This is a genomic window from Deinococcus misasensis DSM 22328 (genome assembly GCF_000745915.1).
In the GTDB taxonomy this organism is placed as follows: domain Bacteria; phylum Deinococcota; class Deinococci; order Deinococcales; family Deinococcaceae; genus Deinococcus_C; species Deinococcus_C misasensis.
In genome coordinates this window covers 1-23,590 of the sequence record NZ_JQKG01000057.1, presented here as the reverse complement: position 1 = coordinate 23,590, position 23,590 = coordinate 1, and the positions used below count along the sequence as shown (strand labels likewise).

General features: G+C 56.0%; 20 protein-coding genes and 1 pseudogene. 9 read left to right on the top strand and 12 right to left on the bottom strand.

All coding sequences use genetic code 11. The features are described from left to right. The coding region (locus tag Q371_RS27955; RefSeq protein WP_034344150.1) for an ATP-dependent metallopeptidase FtsH/Yme1/Tma family protein at positions 1 to 1,056 on the bottom strand (1,056 nt) is incomplete at its 3' end. A gap of 210 nt (positions 1,057 to 1,266) precedes the next feature. On the opposite strand from Q371_RS27955, the gene dnaK reads away from it, so the two are divergent. The 4 genes from dnaK (at position 1,267) to Q371_RS20955 (ending at position 6,186) form a co-directional block, all read left to right on the top strand. Then, positions 1,267 to 3,165, top strand: a complete 1,899-nt coding sequence (dnaK, locus tag Q371_RS20970) for a molecular chaperone DnaK (RefSeq protein ID WP_034344149.1) — start codon at positions 1,267 to 1,269, stop codon at positions 3,163 to 3,165. 115 nt (positions 3,166 to 3,280) lie between these two features. Further along, positions 3,281 to 3,868, top strand: coding sequence for a nucleotide exchange factor GrpE (locus Q371_RS20965; protein WP_034344148.1), 588 nt, complete (start codon positions 3,281 to 3,283; stop codon positions 3,866 to 3,868). Positions 3,869 to 3,975: 107 nt separating this feature from the next. Next, positions 3,976 to 4,884: a J domain-containing protein gene (locus Q371_RS20960; RefSeq protein WP_034344147.1), complete on the top strand. Its 909-nt coding sequence runs from the start codon at positions 3,976 to 3,978 to the stop codon at positions 4,882 to 4,884. 471 nt (positions 4,885 to 5,355) lie between these two features. After that, positions 5,356 to 6,186, top strand: coding sequence for an alpha/beta hydrolase family protein (locus tag Q371_RS20955; RefSeq protein WP_051964963.1), 831 nt, complete (start codon positions 5,356 to 5,358; stop codon positions 6,184 to 6,186). 53 nt (positions 6,187 to 6,239) lie between these two features. Here the strand turns inward: Q371_RS20955 and Q371_RS20950 are convergent, their stop codons facing one another. From Q371_RS20950 to Q371_RS20905, 10 genes are all read right to left on the bottom strand, one after another. Then, entirely contained in the window at positions 6,240 to 7,391 is a 1,152-nt protein-coding gene (locus Q371_RS20950) for a vWA domain-containing protein (RefSeq protein WP_034344146.1), read from the bottom strand. Further along, positions 7,392 to 8,168: a DUF6348 family protein gene (locus tag Q371_RS20945; protein ID WP_034344145.1), complete on the bottom strand. Its 777-nt coding sequence runs from the start codon at positions 8,166 to 8,168 to the stop codon at positions 7,392 to 7,394. It abuts the gene before it with no gap. Next, positions 8,169 to 8,849: a uracil-DNA glycosylase gene (locus tag Q371_RS20940; RefSeq protein WP_034344143.1), complete on the bottom strand. Its 681-nt coding sequence runs from the start codon at positions 8,847 to 8,849 to the stop codon at positions 8,169 to 8,171. A 157-nt stretch (positions 8,850 to 9,006) separates the two neighbouring features. Next, the gene (locus Q371_RS20935; RefSeq protein WP_034344142.1) at positions 9,007 to 11,202 is read right to left on the bottom strand and encodes a DUF5682 family protein; all 2,196 of its coding nucleotides are present in this window, start codon (positions 11,200 to 11,202) and stop codon (positions 9,007 to 9,009) included. Then, complete coding sequence (locus Q371_RS27810) at positions 11,199 to 11,450, bottom strand: hypothetical protein (protein WP_211253876.1); 252 nt, start codon at positions 11,448 to 11,450, stop codon at positions 11,199 to 11,201. The genes Q371_RS20935 and Q371_RS27810 overlap by 4 nt, the downstream gene beginning before the upstream one ends. Positions 11,451 to 12,028: 578 nt before the next feature. Further along, positions 12,029 to 12,481: a hypothetical protein gene (locus tag Q371_RS20925; protein WP_034344138.1), complete on the bottom strand. Its 453-nt coding sequence runs from the start codon at positions 12,479 to 12,481 to the stop codon at positions 12,029 to 12,031. Then, positions 12,482 to 12,994, bottom strand: coding sequence for a hypothetical protein (locus Q371_RS26150; protein WP_051964960.1), 513 nt, complete (start codon positions 12,992 to 12,994; stop codon positions 12,482 to 12,484). Beyond that, the gene (locus Q371_RS20915) at positions 12,994 to 14,073 is read right to left on the bottom strand and encodes an ATP-binding protein (RefSeq protein ID WP_034344136.1); all 1,080 of its coding nucleotides are present in this window, start codon (positions 14,071 to 14,073) and stop codon (positions 12,994 to 12,996) included. Before Q371_RS20915 ends, Q371_RS26150 begins: the two co-directional genes overlap by 1 nt. Before the next feature lie 2 nt (positions 14,074 to 14,075). Then, positions 14,076 to 15,539 (bottom strand): DUF5691 domain-containing protein, encoded by a 1,464-nt coding sequence (locus Q371_RS26145; protein WP_051964958.1) that lies wholly within the window; start codon positions 15,537 to 15,539, stop codon positions 14,076 to 14,078. Further along, the gene (locus tag Q371_RS20905; RefSeq protein ID WP_034344135.1) at positions 15,536 to 16,849 is read right to left on the bottom strand and encodes an SWIM zinc finger family protein; all 1,314 of its coding nucleotides are present in this window, start codon (positions 16,847 to 16,849) and stop codon (positions 15,536 to 15,538) included. Before Q371_RS20905 ends, Q371_RS26145 begins: the two co-directional genes overlap by 4 nt. A gap of 97 nt (positions 16,850 to 16,946) precedes the next feature. Between Q371_RS20905 and Q371_RS20900 the strand changes: the two genes are divergently transcribed. The 5 genes from Q371_RS20900 (at position 16,947) to clpB (ending at position 23,153) form a co-directional block, all read left to right on the top strand. Further along, positions 16,947 to 17,888 (top strand): DsbA family protein, encoded by a 942-nt coding sequence (locus Q371_RS20900; protein ID WP_034344133.1) that lies wholly within the window; start codon positions 16,947 to 16,949, stop codon positions 17,886 to 17,888. Between the two features lie 143 nt (positions 17,889 to 18,031). Beyond that, the gene (locus tag Q371_RS20895) at positions 18,032 to 19,000 is read left to right on the top strand and encodes a DsbA family protein (protein WP_034344132.1); all 969 of its coding nucleotides are present in this window, start codon (positions 18,032 to 18,034) and stop codon (positions 18,998 to 19,000) included. Between the two features lie 8 nt (positions 19,001 to 19,008). Further along, positions 19,009 to 19,968 carry a DsbA family protein gene (locus Q371_RS26140; RefSeq protein ID WP_051964955.1) on the top strand — a complete coding sequence of 320 codons (960 nt, stop codon included), beginning with the start codon at positions 19,009 to 19,011 and terminating at the stop codon, positions 19,966 to 19,968. A gap of 128 nt (positions 19,969 to 20,096) precedes the next feature. Continuing rightward, the gene (locus Q371_RS20885; RefSeq protein WP_034344130.1) at positions 20,097 to 20,393 is read left to right on the top strand and encodes a hypothetical protein; all 297 of its coding nucleotides are present in this window, start codon (positions 20,097 to 20,099) and stop codon (positions 20,391 to 20,393) included. A 204-nt stretch (positions 20,394 to 20,597) separates the two neighbouring features. After that, positions 20,598 to 23,153 carry an ATP-dependent chaperone ClpB gene (clpB, locus tag Q371_RS20880; protein WP_034344129.1) on the top strand — a complete coding sequence of 852 codons (2,556 nt, stop codon included), beginning with the start codon at positions 20,598 to 20,600 and terminating at the stop codon, positions 23,151 to 23,153. Positions 23,154 to 23,239: 86 nt separating this feature from the next. On the opposite strand, the pseudogene Q371_RS27805 reads toward clpB, so the two are convergent. Next, positions 23,240 to 23,590: pseudogene (locus Q371_RS27805) on the bottom strand (IS4 family transposase); the annotation flags it as partial.

Here is a 23,590-nt window from a genome sequence, read left to right as displayed (position 1 = left end):
GTCCACACTCGGGTCGAGGGGTTTCTTGCGGGCATGAATCCTCAGGATTTGCTCTCGGCCTTTCACGTCGGGGGCATCCACGACCACCTGACGGTCAAAGCGTCCGGGACGCAGGAGGGCGTTGTCGAGCACGTCTGGGCGGTTGGTGGCTGCGAGGATGATGATGTCGTGCTTGCTTTCGAAACCGTCCATCTCGACCAGCAGTTGGTTGAGGGTTTGTTCCCGTTCGTCGTTTCCGCCCCCGACGTTGAGGCCACGTTTGCGTCCGACAGCGTCAATTTCGTCGATGAAAACGATGCAGGGTGCGGCTTTCTTGGCCTGCTCGAAGAGGTCACGGACCCGAGCGGCTCCGACACCGACGAACATTTCAACGAAGTCTGAACCGCTGATGCTGAAGAAGGGGACTCGGGCTTCACCTGCGACGGCTTTGGCCAACAACGTCTTGCCTGATCCGGGAGGTCCTACAAGGAGAATGCCGTGCGGGATGCGTGCTCCAAGGGCATGGAAGCGCTCGGGGTTCCTGAGGAATTCGACGACTTCTTGAAGTTCGTACTTGGCTTCTTCGCAGCCGGCCACGTCACTGAAGGTGAGTTTGATGCTCCCCTCTGTGAGGACGTGCGCTCTGGACTTGCTGAACTGGGTCACGCCTGCATCTGAGTTGGCTCGGGCACTGCGGTTCATCCAGAGGATCAACAAGATGAACACGCCCACCGAGGTGAGGGGCAGGATCAGGTTCCACCAGTTGAAGTTGCTGATGGGCTGGATGTTGATGTTGACCCCGTACTTGGTCAGGTTGGCCGTGCTGAGCACCGGGTCGTTGCTCAGGGTACGCACGCTGACCACGGTTTTGCCGTCTTTGAGGAGCGCGCGCGCCTCAGTGGTCGGCCCTTCTGGAATCAGGGTCACCGACTGGATTTTCTGGCCCTGGAGGTCTTTCTGGAAGTCGCCAATGCTGACTGCGGTGTTTGGGGTGTTGCGGACGGCCACGCTGATCATGATGGCCAGAATCGCCACCACCAGAAACACCCACCAATAATTGAGGCCCCTGAGGTTCATGTTCCTATTTTAGGCACGTTTTGCTTACAAAGCTATGAATGGGGACCCCAAAAGCAGACAAAGCCTGAACTTTTTCGTTACAATTATTGAGTGTTATACACTCAAGTCTATTGACAAAGATCACATTCACCGTTATGATGATCATAGTAACAAGCCTGTTTATGGCTTGCTGGAAGAAAAAACACCAAAGCACTGTAAAGGAGCTTGAACATGCCTAGAGCAGTAGGAATCGACCTGGGAACCACCAACTCTGTCATCTCCGTCATGGAAGGTGGCAAGCCCGAAGTCATCGTGAACGCCGAAGGTGCCCGCACCACCCCCTCCGTGGTCGCATACAAAGGCGAAGACCGTCTGGTGGGCCAAATCGCCAAACGTCAGGCCGCCCTGAACCCCCACGCCACCCTCTTTGAAGTCAAACGCTTCATTGGTCGCCGCTGGGACGAAGTCAAAGAAGAAGCCAAACGCAGCCCCTTCAAGGTCAAAGAAGGCCCCGGCGGCTCCGTCCGAATTGAAGTGAACGGCAAAGACCTCGCCCCAGAGCAAGTCTCCGCCGAAGTGCTCCGCAAACTGGTGGACGATGCCAGCGCCAAAGTCGGCAGCAAAATCAAAGACGTGGTCATCACCGTGCCCGCTTACTTTGACAACAGCCAGCGTGAAGCCACCCGTCAAGCCGGAGAAATCGCAGGCCTGAACGTGCTCCGCGTGATCAACGAGCCCACCGCCGCTGCACTGGCCTACGGCCTTGAGCGCAAAGGCAACGAAACCGTGCTGGTCTTCGACCTCGGGGGCGGTACCTTCGACGTGACCATCCTGGAACTCGGTGACGGGGTCTTCGAAGTGAAATCCACCAGCGGTGACACCCACCTCGGGGGAGCAGACTTCGACCACGCCATCGTGAACTGGCTGGTGGCCGAATTCAAGAAAGAAAACACCTTCGACCTGACCAAGGACCCACAGGCCCTGCAGCGTCTGATCGAAAGCGCCGAGAAAGCCAAAATCGAGCTTTCCAGCGCCACCGAAACCACTATCTCCCTGCCCTTCATCACCTTTGACCCCGAGACCCGCACCCCCCTGCACCTCGAACGCACCCTGTCTCGCGCCAAGTTCGAAGAACTGACCGCCGACCTGCTGCGCCGTGTCAAAGACCCTGTGCAGCAAGCCCTGCGCGATGCCAAACTGAGCGCCAGCGACATCAACGAAGTGATTCTGGTGGGCGGTTCCACCCGCATCCCCGCCGTGAAGCGCATCGTGCGCGACATCATGGGCAAAGAACCCAACGAAAGCGTCAACCCTGACGAAGCCGTGGCTCTGGGTGCTGCTGTGCAGGCCGGAATCATCACCGGTGACTCTGCCCTCGGTGACATCGTGCTCGTGGACGTGACCCCCCTCACCCTCGGTGTGGAAGTCAAAGGTGGCATGATTGCCCCCCTGATCACCCGCAACACCACCGTTCCCGCCAAGAAGACCGAAGTCTTCACCACCGCTGAAAACAACCAGCCCGGCGTGGAAATCAACGTGCTGCAAGGTGAGCGCCCCATGGCCGCCGACAACAAATCTCTGGGCCGTTTCAAACTGGAAGGCATCCCCCCCATGCGTGCCGGACAGCCCCAGATTGAAGTGACCTTCGACATCGACGCCAACGGCATCCTGCACGTCACTGCCCGCGAGAAGTCCAGCGGCAAAGAAGCCAGCATCCGCATCGAAAACACCACCACCCTGGACAAAGGTGAAGTGGACCGCATGGTGCGCGAAGCCGAGCAAAACGCCAACGCCGACAAACAGCGCAAAGAACGCACCGAGAAGAAAAACACCCTCGACAGCGTGCGCATTCAGGCTCTGGGGGCCATTGAGGACTACGCTTCTGCACCTCAGGACCTCAAAGACAAAACCAGAGCCATCGCCGATGAAGCCGAGCAGGCCATCAAAGACGATGCCGACAACAGCAAACTGGACGACATCAAATCCCGTCTGGAAGCGGCCATCCGCGACCTTGCCGGTGCAGCCCAGAGCGCACAGGGTCAGGACGGACAGGCACAGGGAGGTCAACCTCAGGGTGCCCAGAAGGCCGATGACGACGTGATCGACGCCGACTTCAAACCCGCAGACTGATTTCATCTGTAAAATGACACCCTGTAGGGGCGAGGCATGCCTCGCCCCTTTTCACAACTCGCCCTTTTTTCACAAACTTGACCTTTTCACAAGGACGCACTTCAAGGGAGGCCCCATGACCGACGACAACCTGAAAAACCAGCACCTGACCGAAGACCAGGTCGATGACAATGACACCCAGGACACCGAAAACGGCAACCCTTTTGATCCGGACAACCTCGATCCAGAGATGATGGCTGGGGTCCAAAAGATGATGGAGCAACTCCAGCGTGCCGATGAACTCGAAAAAGAAGTGAACGACCTGAAAGGCAAATACGCCCGTCTGCTCGCCGACTTCGAGAACTACCGCAGACGCACCAATCAGGATGTGCTGGATGCCCAGACCGCCGGGGTTGCCAAAGCTGCTGAAACCATCTTCCCCATCCACGATGACATGGAACGCGCATTGATGGCCGCCCAGCAAAACCCTGAAAGTGTGGTCGGAGGCCTGCAAGGGGTGCTCAACAACCTGCTGCGCACCTTCGAGAAACTCGGACTGGAACAGACCGGCAAAGAAGGGGAAACCTTTGACCCCGCCTTCCACGAAGCCCTCACCGTGGTTCCCGGCGAACAGGACGATGTGATCGTGCAGGTGTACCAGACCGGCTTCAAAATCGGCAGCAAACTGGTGCGTCCCGCCCGCGTGGTGGTCAGCAAGAAGTAAAGTCAGTCAACAGTTCACAGTGAACAGTTCACAGTTTTGAATGCTCCTCGTTGTCCTGACTGTCAACTGTAAACTGTGAACTTTTTACTTCTCTCAGGAGGTGAGTCATGGCCTATAAGGACTATTACGACATCCTCGGGGTGAGCAAGACCGCCTCCGAAGATGAAATCAAATCGGCATACCGCAAGCTTGCCAAGAAGTACCATCCAGACAAAAACAAAGAGGACCCCTCTGCTGCCGAAAAGTTCAAAGAAATCGGTGAAGCTTATGCGGTCCTCTCTGACACGGAGAAACGCAAGTACTACGACCAGTTCGGGTCCACCGGACAGGTTCCACCCGGCGGTTACCCCGGCGGTGGTTTCAACCCTCAGGACTTTCAGGGGGGTGCAGGTGGATTTGACCCGAGCCAGTTCAGCGACTTCTTTCAGCAGCTTTTCGGCATGGGAGGACGCGGAGGATCTGCCAGAGGCTCTGGAAACTTTCCTTTCGGAGACATGTTCGGAGGTGGGTTTCAAGGGCAACCTCAGGCCCAGCCCCAGAGCTTGCAGGCCAGCCTGAACATCACCTTTCAGGAGGCTTACACGGGGGGTCCCAAAACCATCCAGATCGATGGCAAGCGTCTGGAAATCAACATTCCTCCTTACACCAAACACCACCAGAAACTGCGTTTGCGCGGTCAGGCTCCGGGCGGAGGTGACATCATCCTGCGTCTGGATGTGAACCCTGATCCTCACTTCACCCTGGACGAAAACGACGTGCGGGTGACCGTGGCTGTTCCGGTGACTGTGGCAGTGCTCGGGGGCAAGTGGAAAGTTCCCACCCTGAAAGGCAACGTGGAATTGACCATCCCTGCAGGCACCAGCAGCGGAAAAACCCTGCGCCTGAGGGGGCTCGGGTGGAAGCATAAGGACCACACCGGAGATCAACTGGTCACCATCCAGATTCAGGTGCCCAGAGAACTCAGTGAGCGGGAACGGGAGTTGTATCAGGAGTTGGAAGGTCTGCGCGTACAGTGAGCCTTTGTGGTTGTAGGGGCTATACGTTGCCCTGAAGCCGAGAGCCGAGCGGCCCAGCGCGAAACTGGTCGTCCAGTGAGCGCGTAGTAGGGCCAAGACAGAGCCGAGAGCCGAGAGCTGAGAGCCGAGAGCCGAGAGCCGAGAGCCGAGAGCCGAGAGCCGAGAGCCGAGAGCCGAGAGCCGAGAGCATCGTGCTATGCGTGGCAGAAATGGTCAAGGGATATGTAGGGGCGAGCGGGCAGAGGGACCAGCCTGCGGTCCCTCGTTTTGCATAAGACGGCATGCCTCGCCCTGCATTACTCCAGCCAAAGCCTTTTTAGCCCTCGGCCCTTGGCCCTCGGCATCTGTGCCTTCTGCCTTGGCTTGACGTGCCCTCGGCATACACTTTGGCCTTCATCAACTCCCCTTCACATAGACACCCCCCTGAATTTTCATACTTGTGACAGGTCTGGACTGGTACACTGACCCGTTGTGAGATTTGGCCTGTTTGTTCTTTCCCTGTGCTTGCTGGCAAATGCCAGTGCAGGCAAAATCACCCCGAGTGGTCCCGGTGCCCTTTTGAGGCTTCCCCACACAGATGGAGATGCCTTCCTGTGGGTTCCCCACGATTGCGCCAAGAAGGCGTGCAGCATGATGGTGGTGTCCCACTCCAGAGGCAACACTTCTTATGCGACCCTTGAAAAACCCCACCTGATGTCCTTCTTTCAGAATTTTGTGGAGGAAGGCGTTGCGGTGCTGATCAGCAACGATGCTGGTCCCAACACCTGGGGCAATGAAAAATCCCTGCTCTACCTGAAATCTGTCTGGACCGAAGCCAGCAAAAGCTTTCACTTCAATGGAAAAACCTATGCTCTGGGATACAGCATGGGCGGATTGCCAGCCAGTCTGAGTGTCCAGAGGCAGCTTTACCCCGTCACAGCCCTGATCCTGATGGATGCCAGAGTGAACATGCTCGGGGCCTATGGGGGTGCAGATGCCTCCAGAGCGGAGGAAATCAAGGTGGCTTATCAGGCCCCTGAAGGCACCACAGAGATGACATTGCATGATCCCATGTTGGAGAACTTCAAATCCAGCATCCCCATGATGGTGATTGGCAGCAAAGACGACCGCACCGTGCCTTTTGCTGACAACGGCGAAAAGTTCTACCGTTTGCATGGCAACAACCCGGACAGCGTGAAGCTCTTGCTGCCCGGAGGTCACCTGCACATGAACCGCTGGGCTCCAGAAACCGCTCAAGACATCCTGCTGTTCCTCAAGAACCTGCGTCCTTTGCCCAAGTTGCAAGAAGCCCAGAAACACTGAAACTTCAACCGCCTCTGCTGCATCGATCAGAGGCGGTTTTTTCATGCACCTTTTCAGTTCGCTTTGGAAGGCCCACCCGCCAGCACAATGTTCTGACTGGCTGCCCACTCTGAGAGGGGTCTTCTCTGGAGGGCTGCAGCCATCAGATCCGGGAATTGGTCCGGTGTGCAGGCGAAACTCGGGATGTCAAAACCCGAGAAAGCTTCGGCCACACGGTGATCAAAAGAGGGTTGACCGTCGTCGTTGAGGGCCAGCAAAGCCACCACCTGCACCCCCGAGGCTTTCAGGTGCGCTGCACGGCGGATCATGGCTTTTTCATCTCCGCCTTCGTACAGGTCGCTGATGAGGATCAGGATGGTTTCCTCTGGACGGTCAATCAGGGTTTCGCAGTAGGCCAGAGCCCGGTTGATGTCGGTGCCTCCGCCCAGTTGGATGCCAAAAAGCACCTCTACAGGGTCTGAAAGCTGGTCCGTGAGGTCCACAATCTCGGTGTCAAACACCACCATGCTGGTGTTCACCGATTTGATGGAAGCCATCACCGCTCCAAAAATGCTGGAGTACACCACCGAAGTGCCCATGCTGCCCGACTGGTCAATGCACAGCACAATGTCCCGCAGGGCAGACTTCTTGCGACCAAAGCCAATTTTGCGCTCTGGGATGATGCTCTTGTAGTCGTGCTGGTAGTGCTTGAGGTTGGCCCGGATGGTGCGGTTCCAGTCCATCTCGCTGTGCCGGGGACGGTTGTTGCGGATGGCCCGGTTCAGGCTTCCAGTGATGGCCTCGCGCATGGGTTCAGAGAGCTTGCGTTCGAGGTCTTCGACCACCTTGCGCACCACCACTCTGGCGGTGTCCTTGACCTTGTTGGGCATCACCGACTGCAAGCCAATCAGGGTGGCGGCCAGATGCACGTTGGGCTCCACGTTTTCCATGAACTCGGGTTCGAGGAGCATGCGTTCCATCCCGAGACGCTCGAAAGCGTCGCGCTGCATGACTTTCACCACACTGCTGGGAAAGAATTTGCGGATGTCTCCAAGCCACGCTGCCGCTTTGGGGGCACTGGACCCCAGTCCTCCCGAGCGGTCTGAATCGTAAAGGGCTTCGAGGGCTTTGTCCATGCGCAGGGCTTCGCCTTGCAATTTGCAGCCGGTGCCGTCTTGCTCACCGCCCAGAATCAGACGCCAGCGTTCCAGTCGATTGGATTCCATTTAATCTCTCCTCCAGAATTGCCACCACTGCCGACGACGGGCCTGCATCTGGTGAATCAGGTTGCGCATCTCTCCGGCTTGCAGCACCCGCTGCTCCTCGGGAATGAAAATGAAGTGGACTTTGAACAGTTTGAACGGACCTCTGGGCTTCAGGGTGTGGTCCAGCACGGCTTCCGTCCCGAGTTCCCACGGCTCACCGTTCAGGAGGCATTCGGCAAAGGGTTCGTTGCCTTCCATGGAGTGCATCACCAGACGCCAGTCGTACACCCCAAACTCGGTGAAATCGGCTGGGATGGCCCGCTGGTTCACCAGTTCCACCCACGGTTGCGAGTGAAAATGGCTCAACACCGCAGCACGGGCCTCTGGACTCGGAGCCCTGACCTGAGGCGTCCCGACATACACCTTCCACGAGCGGAACAGGCCAAACTCGGCATTCAAGCTGAACACCTGATACTCGGGCTCCATGTTCTCGGTGCACTGCCAGAGCACCTCGTAAACCGAGTTGCGCCAGTTGCGGCAGGCCTCGTGGATGGCTTCCTGTGCATCCTGCCCAAATTCGGTGATGTGCTCTTTTAAAGGCACCGACTGGGGAAAACGCTCGAGAAAGACCTGAAATTCGAGCCCCACCTGCACCATGGTCGGGTGCTCCTGACGGGCAAATTCGCGCACGGAACCTTTCATGCTGGGAAGCGAAAAGGTGACCTGACCTTCCCGGACCCGGACCTGCATGGCCGGGAACATCTGTCTCAGGCTCTCCGCAATCCACTGTTCAGACATTCACCCCTCCGGGAGTTGCCAGTCGATGGTGGGCAAGTTTTGCTCCGCCAGAACCGCATTGGTGCGACTGAACGGGCGACTGCCCAGAAAATGCTTGACGCTCAGGGGGCTCGGATGACCGGATTCCAGCACCACATGCTGTGGGCCGTGGATCAGCTTCTTCTTCTTTCTAGCGTAACTGCCCCAGAGGATAAAAACCACCCTTTCACCCTTGCGGTTCACCGCCTGAATGATCGCATCGGTGAACTCCTCCCAGCCCTGATTGGCGTGGGAATTGGGTTCGGCTTCACGCACGGTCAGCACGGCATTCAGGAGCAACACCCCCTGCTCTGCCCAGTGGGTCAGGTTGCCGTGTTTGGGCACCTTGAAACCCACATCCTCTTTCAGTTCCTTGTAGATGTTCTTCAAAGAAGGCGGAGGGGTGATGCCTTTTTTCACACTGAAACTCAGGCCATGCGCCTGCCCTGCTCCGTGATAAGGGTCCTGCCCGAGAATCAACACCCGCACATTCTCGTAAGGGGTGAGCCTCAGGGCCGTGAAGAGGTCTTCTCTGGGGGGGTAGACGGTGTGGTTTTCGTACTGCTCAGAGAGGAATTTCTCCAGAGCAGCAAATCTGGGAGAGTCCAAAACTTCGCTCAAAACGGTTTGCCAGTCGGATGGGATGAGGTCACGCAGGTTCATGGTTTTCTCCTTTTAAAGCCGAGAGCCGAGTGCACAGGGCCGAGGGCCATTCGTAAAGCACTTGCTAAAGCTTTCTAAAAACAATCTGGAAATGCAGAAAGAGACCTTCCTTCAGTTGCCCTCGGCTCTCGGCCCTTGGCCCTTGGCCCTCGGCTCATCATGCATTCCCCAGAAGCACATTCAGCAACGGCAACACTTTCTCACCCCGAGCCACATTGACCCCCACCGTGTCCCTGAGCACCACAGTTCCCTGTCCCTGTTTGGCCTGCTCCCCGAGCTTCCGGCGTTCTGCTGGAGCGAAGGTGGAGAAGGTGCGCCGCATGAGGGGAAGGATGCGCTGGAAGCCCTCTTCGGAGAGGTCAGACACCCACTGGTCGAGCAGGTTCCAGAGGTTCTGGTCGTGGATCAGGACCAGTCCGCTGCCTTTCAGGAAGCCTTCGGCCCAGTGGGCGGCCTGTTCAGGCTCGGGGTTGCTGAGGCCCAGATGGAAGGCTTTTCCGACCTCTGAAGGGTCCAGAATGCGTGCATCGCTGAGCAGGCGCACCACCCGTCCAATCACCAGTCCGTGTACACCACTCTGGACGGAGATTTTTTTGAGGGTGCTGTTCCACTGGGCCAGATGCTCCTCGTTTTGCAGGTTCCTTAAAGCCGCGTGGGTGCTCTGTACGAGTTCCATCATGTGTCCTGCAGCCTGATCGTCCAGAGAGGCCACCGCGTTGGAAAGCCCAACACACACGCGGGCAATCAGGCCATCGAGCACATGAAGCAGCAAGGTGGTGTCGGTCTGGCGCACGTTGCCGTACCTTGCCACCTGCCCGAGGCTGGGAATCGCCTGCATCAGGTGGGTCACATCGGTGCTGCTGGCGGCCAGTTCGCTGAGTTTCTCGATGCTGCGGTGGGTGGCTTGTGGCAGGCTGGCCAGCAGGGTGTGCTGCAAGGTTTCGGTGACTTCTGGGAGCGCTGCTGCTCTGGAAAGGCCTTCCAGCACCTTGTTTTCGGCAGCAGAGATCACGGTCTGGCCGTAACGTCCAGCTTCGATCAGGTGGATTTCGTACTCGGGTTGCCACTGCAAGGTCCAGCCTTCTTTGAAGGTGCCTTTGGTGGACACTGGGCGCACCTCTCCCCAGTTCACCCCGAGCAGTTTCAGGCGGTGCAGCAACTGGGAGCGCTCCAGGTCGTTCTCTTTACGGAGGTCCAGATCGATATCCTTAGACCCCGCAGAGGGCTGCAACCTCAGGCGTTTCTGCAAAGCCTGCAAATCCCGTGCCAGAGGGGCACTCGGGACCTCCTGAGGCACCGTTCCGAGTTCCTCTCCGAGGATGAGTTCCTGATGGATCACCTGCACCATGGTGTCATCGCCAAAACACAGCACGGCACGAACCGCGTCCATCAGTTCAGGCAAACCGGGAATTTTGCGTTTGGTCAGGGCAGTGAGGGTTTCGGCCAGACGGACCGCCTCGATGACTGACGCACTGGAGGCGTCCAGATCTCGGGAACGCAAAAGCTGCGCCACCTGCACCATCCAAGAAATGGTGGGGTTCTCGGGATTGCGCCAGAGGTGGGCGTACCATCCCGGCGACTCCACCCCGGCCCCATACCCACTGCTGAATGCGAGGCGTCCGTGCGTCCAGGGGACCCAAGTCATGGCCACCTTGGTTTTGGGGAGGTCTTTCAGGAGGGCTTTGTCTGCTTTGGCATTGCCTAGATCCAGAAGGGCTGGAGCATGCCACGCACCGCACACCACCGCGATTCTCTGGAAACCGTCCTTCTGGGCTTTGCGGATGGCCTCCCGCATGAAGGCTTCGCGTTGCTGCTCAAAGGGTTGAGGGACAGGCGCGCCCTCACCGGTGAACAGCACCTCACGCAAGGCCCCCATCGCCCCGAGCACGGCATCAAAAATGCCTTCCTCGTTGCCGCGCAACTCCACGTGGTGCTCCCACCAGCGTTCACTGTCCGAGTAACCCGCCACCTCTGCCAGATGGGAAATCGGGTCCTGCTGAAAGGGGCTGGAAGCTTCCTCAGAGGCCACCTCACGCGGGGCAAGCCAGTGCACCTGAGGCATGTCCATGAAACGCACCCGAGCCCCACTTGCAGCCCCGTGCTTCATGGCAATCCACTCTGGACTGAAATCCGCAAAAGGGAAAAAGGCACACCTGCTGGGGTCCTCTGGGACGTAAGACAGCATCGCCACTGGAGGTTTCAGGTCTTCAGAATCCAGAAAATTCAGCAAGGGCTCGGCCTCTGGGGGGCCTTCAATCAGGATCACATCGGGGTCCAGACGCTCCAGAGCTGTTTTCAAGCTGCGGGCGGAACCTGGGCCGTGGTGCCGGATGCCAAAAAGATGCACACTCATGCGTACTCCTCGTCAGGATGCCACTCCAAAGGGTTGGTGGCAATGTATTCACGGGTGAGGGTCAATTCCTGATCGTTCCGAATCACCCGTTCAAAATAGTTGCGTTGCCAGACAGGAAAGGCAGGGGTGTTACGTTTGAGGTTGATTTCTCGGGTGACCGCAGATTTGAAGGCCCCGATCACTGATCCCAAAGATCCTGCAACGGCTTTACGAACGCCTGATTTCTCGTCAATGTCTGTTGGTGACATGGAGGGCTTAGGCGAGAGGGTGGATGAGATTGACGGCAAGGGGGTGGGCAAGGACGAGGGGGTGGGCAAGGGCGAGGCACGCCTCGCCCCTACAGGATCCGAATCGAGGTGCAAAACCAAAATGGCATGAAAATGGTCTGGCATCACAACATACGCATCCAATTCAACCCAAGACCTCAAACGAGCTGTGGTCTGCCATTCTTGGTCCACAATCTGTCCCAAATCATTGAGGATCATCTGGCCTTCCTGAATCTCGCCAAACAAGGGTTCCCTCTGGTGGGTACAAATGGTCACAAAATAGACTCCGCCAGAGGCGTAATTGTAATTTCTCAATCGAATAGAATTCCTTTTCTTTTGCATGTTCAGCCACTTTCCGGTGTGAGAGATTTGTTGCTGGACTGGGCTTTTGTAGGGGCGAGGCGTGCCTCGCCCTCTTACAACAACATGTCTCGCCCCTTAAGCAACCCACCTTGGCAAGACCATGTTTCGCCTCTTATGCAACATCATGTCTTGCCTTCACACCATCCCCCCAGCATCCCTCACCAGAGCACCTCAACACATCCCCAGAAACCCTGACCTCACTCCCCAGAGTCTGACTGGTACAGCCCCATGTCCCGCGCCTCAATGGAATACAGGGTGGAATCTGCAGGGGTCTCTCCGTAGAACACCAGATCCACACCGGAGGCAAATTTCAGGGTGAGGTTCTCGGGGTCGTAGGTGTATTGCAGTCCGGCTTCTTCTGCTGCACGCATGGTGTCCAGAATGTGCACGCCAGATTTGAGCACCCACGGGTCCAGAGCGTTGGTGCTGCCCAGGGTTGGCACCTCAAAATCCTGCGTGTGGATCATGTACAGTTTTTTGCTTTTGGGGGTGAAGGCAAATTCAAACAGCCCGTACTCAATGGTGTGGGCGAAAGTGTCGGTGTATTCGTAAGTGGGTTCACCCAGAGCGGCTTTGAGTTCCTCGGGGGTTGCCCCCAGAGGGACACCCGCGAAAGCTCGGGTTTGCAGGAAGGTCAGGAGCTGGATCATTCAGAGGTCCTTTCTTAAGGAAGGCTGATTTCGTTCAATCAGCAAGGCATCATACAGGTCGATCACCTTTTTCAAATGCCCTGTGCTATCCATGAGCATGCGTTTGGTGTTGCTGTAATCCTGCTGGGGCTCAGGGATGAAAAATTCCAGATAGACACGGATGGTTCGCCCCAACTGCACATGCTCACCCATCACAGGAGGCAAGGCACTGAGACGCAATTGAATGGGGGTTTTCCCACGGGATGAATCACGGGTGAACCACGCCAGAAAATCCAGAGTTCGCCATCCATCTGCATCTGGAAGAAGTCGCAATGTGGTCTGCAAAAGCACTTCTGGTTGTGTCAATTGGGTCTGTCTTCTGAGAATCCCCAAAGGGAGTTCAGCCATGTGGGGCAAATGGAATTGCTCCGCATCCAGTTCTCCCGTCATGGGTGCCTCTGTTGACACTTCATGCACAGCTTTCAGGGTCAACAAGAGGTCATGCCATGCCTGCAACTCTGGGGGAATCGACATCAACTGACTTCCTTGCAGGCCCGATAAACATCCTTCCACCCCGAGCGCTCTTTCACCACGGTCTCCAGATACTCGTGCCAGACCACTTTGTCCTGCACAGGGTCTTTGACGATGGCCCCGACCAGACCTGCGGCCACGTCGTGGGGGCGCAAAATGGCGTCTCCAAAGTGCGCTGCAAGGCTGAGGCCCTGCCCCACCACCGAGATGGCTTCTGCCGTCGAGAGGGTTCCCGAGGGGCTTTTCAGTTTGGTTTTGCCGTCTTCGGTGATGCCGTTGCGCAGTTCGCGGAAGATGGTCACGATGCGGCGGATTTCTTCAAGGGCCGGGGGTTCGCTGGGGATTTCCAGTGCACGCCCGAGGTCCGTGACCCGCTTTTGCACAATCTGGATTTCTTCTTCTGCGCTGTCTGGAACAGGCAAAATCACGGTGTTGAAACGGCGTTTCAGTGCACTGGAGAGTTCATTGACCCCTTTGTCCCGGTTGTTGGCGGTGGCGATCACGTTGAAGCCTTTGACCGCCTGCACTTCGGTGTTCAGCTCTGGGACAGGCAGGGTTTTTTCGGAGAGCACAGTGATCAGGGTGTCCTGCACGTCGCTGGGGATGCGGGTCAGTTCTTCAATGCGGCAGAGTTTGCCGTCCTGCATGGCCCGCATCAGGGGACTGTCCACCAGAGCAGCGCGGCTCGGGCCTTCGGAGAGCAGTTTGGCGTAATTCCAGCCGTAACGGATGGCTTCCTCGCTGGTGCCTGCGGTGCCCTGAATCAGCAAGGCCGAATCGCCCGAGATGGCGGCTGCAAGGTGCTCGGACACCCAGCTTTTGGCGGTTCCGGGCACCCCGTACAGCAAAAGTGCCCGGTCGGTGGCAAGGGTGGACACCGCAATTTCCATCAGACGGCGGTTTCCCACGTATTTCGCCGAAATTTCGGTACCATCAGGCAGTTGACCACCCATCAGGTAGGTGATCACCGCAGAGGGGCTGAGTTTCCAGCTCGGGGGTTTCGGGCGGTCATCGAAGTGTTGCAGGGCAGCAAGTTCGTGGGCAAATTGTTTTTCGGCGTGTTGGCGCAAGACGTCACTCATGTTCAGATCTCCTTGTGCATGCGAATCCGCAGGTCAATCAGGTGTTCCACCTGTGGGTAATTGGGCAGGGTCATGATGGTTTCTTGAAGGGTTTCAGGGTGCAGGTACAGGGCCATGTGGTGCAGGTAACGCTCCAGTTCGTACTGCTTGCTGTAATTGTTGGGGTTGATGGTCTTCAGTTGTTTGGAATAAACGTGCAGGACTTTGAGGGAGAGTTCCGGGGTCCATTCTGCAAAGTTCTTGAGCACATGGGCATCCGGCAGGCGGTTTTTCTCCAACCAGTTCTCAAGGCTTTTCTGGTGCTGTTCTGTGGGGTAAAAGTCCAGCATCAGTGCGCCGTGGTAATTCTGGGAGACATCCAGCCACTCTGGAACCCGGTGCAATTTGGCCGCCTCTGTGAGGGCCGGGAGAATGTGCTTTCCCCAGTCCTTGTTCTGTGCAGCCAGTTCCCAGAACGCCTGCGCCGAAATCCCAAATTCACGGGTCCAGAAATCAGGGTGGATGTGCATGATCACCTGCACCATCCATGATCCCTTATCCCCGAGCCCATAAGTCTGGCTTTTCTCCTGAATCTGGTCCTGTTTCCAATCTTCAGGAAGGGTGTCTGGGAGCTGCACCTCCAGAGCGAACTCCGGGTGTCCTTGCATTTTCTTGAGGATGGACAGCTTGACCGGCTTGCGAACAAGGAGCTGTTTTCCCCTCTCCTGCATGCGTTTCTGGTAGGCAGACTCGGGAAGCTGGGCCAGCAATTCAGCAGCTTTTTCCCGCACCCCTTTGGCACGGTCCAAAAGGGCCTGTTCCAGAAAAACCTCATCTGCACCAGAGAGGCCGACATGCAAAGCTTGCAGGAAACTTTCGCGGTCTGCGGCTTTTTCCTGTTTCCAGCTTGAAGAAAGCAAGTCCAGAGCCTGTGCAGGGTCGGTCAGGCGCAGCTTTTCCAGAAATTGCCTGCGTTCTTGCGGCAGCCCCTCTTCCCACTGGAAGGTGTCTTCCTGAAGCTGCACAGCCCATTTCCAGCGGGGGTTTTGCCTTGCCAGCCAGTTTCCACGCTGTCCCATCACGGAAAGCACAGCAGACCTGAGATCACTGTCTGCGGTGGCAGATTCCAGCAAGGAGGGAATCAGGGCGTGGGGCACACGCCAACCTCTTTTTTGCAGCAAGGCCAGAGCCTCTGGCAGGATCAGGACCGAGGTGGCCTGCACGGTTTGCAGGATCGAACTGGCCGTAGGGCTGCACTCGGGCAGGACCTCTGGAAGTGCAGGGGTTCCCTGAGCTGGAGGGGCTTTTTGAGGTTCAGTGGCGACCCTGAGGTAGGTCCCCAGAGCGGAAATGCCAAACAGGGCTTGCATCTCTGCAGAACCTTGCGCAGAAGGCAAACCCTCTGGCAGTGCAATGGGGTCTGGTTGTCTGGCGGTTCCCAGCAACACCTGTTTTTTGAGGTCTTCCCAGATGAGCAGGGGACTCATGCCATGCCTCCTTTCAAAGGAATGACGGTGCCTTCAGAGAGGGCACTGAGAGGCATGAAAGTCTCTCCGGTGTAAACCCCAAACAGGGTGATCGGATGCCCCCCAGAGACTGCAAGCAGCACCCAGAAATCGTGGTCGTAGGTGGTGTTGGAGAGCAGGTTTCCTTCCTGATCCCTGAACACTGGACCGGATGCTTCTTTGCTGATGGTGATGCCAGAGATCAGGGCCGGAAACGCCATGGTCCACGGATTCAGGCCCACAGCAGCAGCGTAACCGTCCAGCATTGCGTTGATGCTCGGGTAAGCCAGAGGCTCCTGATCGGTGAGCATCACACTGGACTGTTTGACCAGTGCCCGCAAAGGGAAACTGCCGGGAAAGTGCACCACCTCGGCGTAAAGCACCGTTCCCACCACATAAACCGTGTTGAAACTGGGCTGACCGTGGGCGTAATCCAGCACCAGAGCGTACTTGTGGCTGCTCAGGCCATACAGGTAGGTCTGGCGTGACCACAGGCGTTCGTCGGATTCGAGTTTCTGGGCAATCACCAGCCAGTCGTCCTTCAGGCCCTCTTGCTCCAAGAGGGCTTTCTGGTCTTGCGGAAACCCAATCGCGGTCCTCACATCCTGTTGCAAGGTCTCTGGGAGGGTGTCCAGACGCTCGAAACCTTGCGTCAGCAAAAACAGGTTCCCGAGTTGCCGCATCAGGGAGGTGGGGTAACCATTTCCATTCACACTGAAGTCCAGATTGCGAACCATCCGTGCCAGACCGGGGGCTTGCGCATCAATCAGGCGACGCTCCATGTTTTCGCGGTCCTTGAAGGTCTGGGTGCTGATCTGGGCGAGACCAGAGTGCATCAGGTCTGAGAGCCAGACTTTAAGCTCCCCAATGCCCCCCTCGACCTTGTTTTCTCTGGCCTGCTGGCGTTTGGTTTGCTGGGCAGCGTCAACGGGTTTGTCTTCTTTTTCTTTTTTGGCGGCTTTTTTGGCATGCCGGGAATCCAGCCATTCCTGCACCCACTCTGGAGGGGTGCTGTCTTTGATGTTGGCAGGAGAAGTGGCATACATCAGCATCAGGCCGATGGCATGCTTACAAGGGAATTTGCGGCTGGGACAGGAACATTTGCTGCTCAAATCGCTGAAATCGATGCGGGTCTGATAAGGTTTGCTGCCACTGCCCTGACACGCTCCCCAGAGGGCCTGTTCGTTGGCCCCGAGGGTCACCCATTTTTTGGGACCACTGAGGCCACGGCCCGCTTTCTGGGACGCGTCATCGGGAGCAAGGCTGAGCACCTGAGCTTCTGTTAATTGCACAATGACCTCTCTTGTTATGTTATATACAAAACAGAGCCGGTTGGCAAGATGATTTGCTCACCTGACTTGTGCTGTTCCCATTTATCATAAAACAGACATGAAAAGAATCCTTGCCCTCGCCCTCACCAGCCTTGGGGTTGCACAGGCCCAACTGATGAGCCCACCAGACTTCATCCTCAATTCGGAATTTTTTCAGGGCTATCAGAAAGCCGCCGATGGCAGTTACAAAAAAGGCTTCAACACCCTCAAACTGACCAGCAAAGCCGGACTGGTTCTGAAAGCCGAGTTCACCAGCAACACCGCCACACTGGAAACCGCTTCCCAGATGGTGGCTTACCTGACCGGCTACGGCGAGGATTTCGCAGATCCCGTCCTCAATTTTTTCAAACAAAACCAGAAACAACTGTCCAAAGGTCTTTCTGTGCTCGATCAGGACAGCATGTACAACATCACCCTCCTGCAACAGGACAAATTGATCGGCCTGACCGTGGAACGCCACCAGTTCCCCGAGTCGGTGTTCCCCAGAGATGTGCCCACCTACGGCGATCCCAAAGCCAAAGTGGCCATCCGCATCCTCAGCGATTACCAGTGCCCTTACTGCCAGAAGTTGGCCACCACCGTGCTGGCCAACTGGAAAAAGCAGGCCAGCACCCTCGGGATTCGCATTGAGCACCACCACTTCCCCCTGAGTTACCACCAGAATGCCTTCATTGCAGCCGAAGCCTCAGAATGTGCAGAAGCGCAAGGCAAATTCTGGGAGTTCACCGATGCCGTGTTCAAAGACTGGACCTGGACCCAGAAATCCCAGAAAGACGCCCTGAAAGACTTTTCCAGAGCTGCAGGTGCCCTCAAGATGGACACCAAAAAGTTTGAAACCTGTGTCACCAGCAACCAGTTCAAAGCCAAAGTGGAACGTGGCTTGCAAACCGGTCAGGAGGCAGGCCTTCGTGGGACCCCTTCGGTTTATGTGAATGGCTACAAGGTCAGCAATTACAACGACTGGAAAGAAATGCAAACCCTGATTCAAATTTCCAGATAAACCTTATCAATTCGTGCATCAGGTCTTGTGAAACCACAGGACCTGATGTTTCACAGCTTCACCTTTGAACTGCCCTCCGCTACAATATCAACCATGGTGCCTTTTTGATGGGCCTGTGATTCTCTATTGGAGGACAGCATTTCATGACACGTTCTGTTTTTTTCAAATCGGCCTTTCTGATGCTCACTCTGGGCAGCACCCTGGCAGAAGCCCAACTGCTCAAACCCCGGATGGACCTGCTGGGTGGAGATGCCTACTTCAGGCGTTTTGTCTATGCCAGTGCAGGAGAATACCAGATTGATGGGCACCGTCTGACCATCACCGAAAAGCTGGGGGTGGCCACCCGTTTCATGCTCACCATGCCCAACAGCAACATCGACCAGATGATTCAAGCCCTCAATCACATGGGCGGATATGGCAATGATCCTCAATATGCCAATCAGATGAAGACCTTCCTGCAAAAAAACCAGTCCAAAATCAACAGCACCAGTGGCTTTGTTTTTCATGATTCGTTCAATGCTTACACCATCACCGCCAAAAACAACGGTTATGTGGTCACGCTCGAACGCCATCAATTTCAGAATTACAGTTTTCCCAACACCAGTTTCACCACGGCTGCACCCAACGCCAGACTGAACATCCACATCTTCAATGATTTTCAATGTGCACAATGCCGCAGCATGTGGAACAACCAGTTGCCCAATTGGATCAAAGAGGCCAGCAAACTTGGGGTGGGCATCAAAATGTACCATGCCCCTCAGGAACACAACGAGCATGCCTTCAAAATGGCCGTGGTCTCTGAATGTGCAGGCCGTCAAGGCAAATTCTGGGACTTTGCCCATCTGGCCTTCAGCGACTGGTCATGGGTGCGTCAAACCCCCGAGCAAGTTGAAAACTGGATCTCTGGGGCCGCCAACACCCTGAAGCTGAATGCCGCCACCTTTGCCGCCTGTCGCAAAGACGCAGCCACCGAAACCCTGGTCAAAAACCAGATGTTCAGCAGCGAATCCCTCTTTCCGGGCAACATGCCCGCCATTTACGTGGGTGGATTTCAAGTGCAAAATCCCACCGACTGGAATGAAATTTCACTCCTGATTCAACTCGCGAAATGAGGAACCCGATGCAACACGTCAAGCATCAAATGTCAGCTCTGGGTCTGATGCTGCTCAGCATGGCTTCTGCCCAGTTTTTACAAACAGAACAGAACTTTGCAAAACACTTGCGGCTGACCCCTGTGGCTGGGCAAAAAGGGGTCTATCAAAACGACGCCTACAAGGTCTATCCCAAAACAAAAAAAGGGCAGGTGACCGGAGCCACTTTGGTGTTCAAACATGCTGTGCAATTGAGCAAGCTGGACCTGCCTTTCAGGATCATGTTTCCAGACCTTTATTTTGAAGACGGATTCAGCGAAAAGATCAAACCCCACCTGCCAGAGGTGCGATCACCAGAGGGTTTTACCTTCACCGATGACTCCGGAAGTTACCAGATCCATTTTCAGGGCAAAGACAGCAAAAGCTACGTCCTGAAAATCAACCTGATCCAGCGCAGCTTGCAAGATTTCCCTGAGAATGCCGTGGTGTATGGCGACCCTGATGCCAAAGTCAGTGTGCAGGTTTTCAGCGATTTCCAGTGCCCGGCCTGCAAAGTCCTGTCACAAGAGGTCCTTGCAGATTGGAAGGCCAAATTGCCTGCACAGGGGGTCAACATCAAGTATTACCATTATCCCCTGCCCTATCACAAAAATGCTGTCCCAACCGCTCTGGCCTCTGAATGTGCAAGGGATCAGGGCAAATTCTGGGAGTACGCCGACTACCTGTTTGAAACCACAGGCTGGATCCGCAAATCGGGAACCGAACTTCAGGATGCACTGGTCAGTCTGGCCAGCCGTCTGGATCTGGACACCGAAAAATTCGAAGCCTGTTACACCTCTGGGCAGCATCAGGCCTTGATTGATGGGCACATGGCAGCTGGAAAAAACGTGCAGGTGTGGGGCACCCCTTCGGTTTATGTGAATGGGGTTCCTTTTCCCGAGTGGGACAACAGTTGGAAGTTGCAAACCCTGATCAAACTGGCGAAATAAAATACCCACCTGAATCAGGTTCAAATTGAACTCTGGCTGTGTAAGGCAATGGAGTAGATTGGAGCAGATTGAAACCAAACCTTTCATGATCAGAATGCTGTATTTCTGCAATAGCAAGGAACCAAAACATGATGCAACAAGAACACGGCGCAACAAACCTGATGATCAAGTCCGAGGCTGGTACAGGTGTTAAGGTCATGATTGGACTGGCTTACTTGCCCACCCTTTTTCTGGCAACACTGGCTGGATTTCTGGGATCTGAAACTTTAAGGGCACAAGAAGGGGCATCCACAGACCGCACCGACCTTCCCCTCTGGTATCTGGCCCAACAAGCACCCGAGGTGTTTCATTTGCTGATTGCAGCTGGAGCCCTTTTCTTGCTGGCGGTGGCTTTGCACCTCTGGACCCTGAAAAAGTCTGCCTGATCCCTTTTGCCTGAACCTTTTGAACCCGAGCAACCCTCGGGTTCTTTTTTGCTTGCCAGACACAAAAACTCAATAAACTTGACAATAGTACACTCAACTTATATTATTGAATCAATGAAGTTGAGTGTTCCCTCAGCCTGAAATCCGTGAACCATCTGACTGCAAACCGGCAGCAGATTTCTTACCCTCAAAACAGGAGGCACCATGAACCCCGAGCGTTTCACCGAAAGCGCATTGCAGGCGTTTCAGGAGGCCCAGCAGCTGGCGACCCAGAACCAGAACCAGCAGATTGCTCCCCTCCACCTGCTGATTGCCCTTCTTTCTGACACCAACACCCACAAAGTCGTCCAACTGGCCGGAGGCAACGCCACGGCAGCCCTGAACATCCTGCGCGGAGAACTCACCCGCCTGCCAAGGGTGAGCAGTGGTGCTGGTATGTATCTGGATTCAAGCGTGCCCAACATCTTCAACAAAGCCGAAGACCTTGCAAAGGAGTTGCAGGACAGTTTCATCGCCGCAGACACTTTTCTGGTGGCTGCCAGTGGCGAGTACCGTGGCAAGGCCCTGCCCTCCTTCAAAGACCTGAAAGCAGCACTGCTGCAAGCCCGAGGAGGCAAAACCGTGACCACCAAAACCGCCGAGCAGAACTTTGACGCTCTGGAAAAATACGGTCTGGACCTGACCGAAAGGGCCAGAGCAGGCAAACTGGACCCTGTGATTGGCCGCGACGAGGAGATCCGTCGCAGCATGCAAATTTTGCTGCGCCGCACCAAAAACAACCCGGTATTGATCGGTGAACCCGGCGTAGGGAAAACCGCCATTGCAGAGGGACTGGCCCAGCGCATCGTCAAGGGAGATGTCCCAGAGGGTCTGAAAAACAAACGCATCGTGACCCTGCAAATGGGCAGCTTGCTGGCCGGGGCCAAGTACCGCGGTGAATTCGAGGAGCGCCTCAAAGGGGTGATTCAGGAGGTCATCGACAGTGCAGGCGAAGTGATCCTGTTCATCGATGAGATCCACACCATTGTCGGGGCAGGCAAAGCCGAGGGGGCCGTGGATGCAGGCAACATGCTGAAACCCGCTCTGGCCCGAGGCGAACTGCACCTGATCGGGGCCACCACCCTCAAAGAGTACCGAGAAATCGAGAAAGACGCCGCTCTGGAACGCCGTTTCCAGCCGGTCTATGTGGAAGAGCCTTCTGTAGAGGACACCATCTCGATTCTGCGCGGGATCAAAGAGCGCTACCAGCTGCACCACAACGTGGAAATCACCGACCCGGCTCTGGTGGCTGCGGCCACCCTGTCGCACCGCTACATTGCTGACCGTCAGCTTCCAGACAAGGCCATCGACCTGATCGATGAGTCGGCAGCCCGCCTGCGCATGGCCCTGGAATCCAGCCCAGAGCAGATTGATGCTCTGGAACGCCGCAAACTGCAACTGGAAATCGAACGGGAAGCCCTCAAGAAAGAAAAAGACGAGGAGTCCCAGAACCGCCTGATCGATCTGGAACACCTCTTAAAGGACATCACCGAAGACCTGTCACACCTGAAAACCCGCTGGGAGTCTGAGCGTCAGGAACTGGTGGTCATCAAGCAGAAACGCGAAGAGCTGGACCGCATCCGCACCGACATCGAGCACGCTGAGCGCAATTACGACCTGAACCGGGCTGCCGAGCTGAAATACGGCAAACTCCCCCAGCTTGAAAAAGAAGTGCAGGACATGGAGAAAAAGCTCAAGAATGCCGAGTTTGCCCACCAGCAAGTCACCGATGAGGACATTGCTTCCATTGTCTCCCGCTGGACTGGCATTCCTCTGGAAAGGCTGCTGCAAGGCGAACGCGAAAAACTTTTGTACCTCGAAGATGAACTGCACAAACGGGTGATCGGGCAGCACGAGGCCATCCAGAGCGTTGCAGATGCCGTGCGCCGTGCCAGAGCAGGTCTGAACGATCCGAAGCGTCCTCTGGGCAGCTTTGTGTTCCTTGGCCCCACCGGGGTCGGGAAAACCGAGCTTGCCAAGGCCCTTGCTGCCTTCCTGTTTGACACCGAAGACGCCATGGTGCGCCTCGACATGTCCGAGTACATGGAGAAACACAGTGTGTCCCGCCTGATTGGTGCCCCTCCCGGATACGTGGGTTACGAAGAAGGGGGTCAACTGACCGAAGCGGTGCGCCGCAGACCTTACAGCGTGATCCTGCTGGACGAGGTTGAAAAGGCCCACCACGACGTGTTCAACACCCTGCTTCAGGTGCTGGATGATGGTCGCCTGACCGATGGTCAAGGCCGCACCGTGGATTTCCGCAACACCGTGATCATCATGACCTCCAATGTGGGTTCCCACCTGATTCTGGACGCTGCCCAGCACGGAGGCATCACCGAAGCCACCAAGCATCAGGTGGTCTCCGAACTGCAACGCCAGTTCCGACCCGAGTTCCTGAACCGCATCGATGACATCATCGTGTTTGATGCTCTGGGCAACGAGGACCTGCGCAAAATCGTGGACATCCAGCTTTCTGGCCTCAGAAACCGCCTGTCGGACCGCCGGATCACCCTGAACCTGACCGACAGTGCCAAAGACCATCTGGCACGCGTTGGATATGACCCTCAGTTTGGTGCACGGCCCCTGAAACGGGCCATTTCCAGAGAAATTGAAACCCCTCTGGCGAAAGAGATTTTGTCTGGCAAGGTGCAGGACAACTCGCAGGTGGTGATCGACTTCCAGAATGGTCGGTTGGTCTTCAACCCTCAACTGGTGAATTGAACCCGGTTCAACAAAATAAAGTTTTCAGGACCAGAGCGCAAAGACTCTGGTTTTTTTGCAGGTTTTTTGATTTTGTGTCCAGTCCCTCAGTACCCGACAAGTTTGGGGAACAAAAGCTGAAGGCCTTCCAGTAAAGCCCACAATGGCTTCCTGAATAACTCCAGCAGCAGAGAAATCCCCACCCGAAAGACACTCCGGGCCAAACGACCATGTTTCTTTTTTGGAATCTGAACCCTTTCGCCCAGTTTCACCGCCCACACGAACACCACTGCCAGTAGGCACACCAAACGTTCCAGGTGCCGAGCATCCGTCATGTGGGTGTTCTCCAGCCGAAAACCCAGAGACTTGAGGTTCTTGAAAAGACATTCAATCCGGAACCTTTTCAAATAACGTTCAAGCAAAAGGCCATCTGGAACGTTGGAAATCACAATCACCTT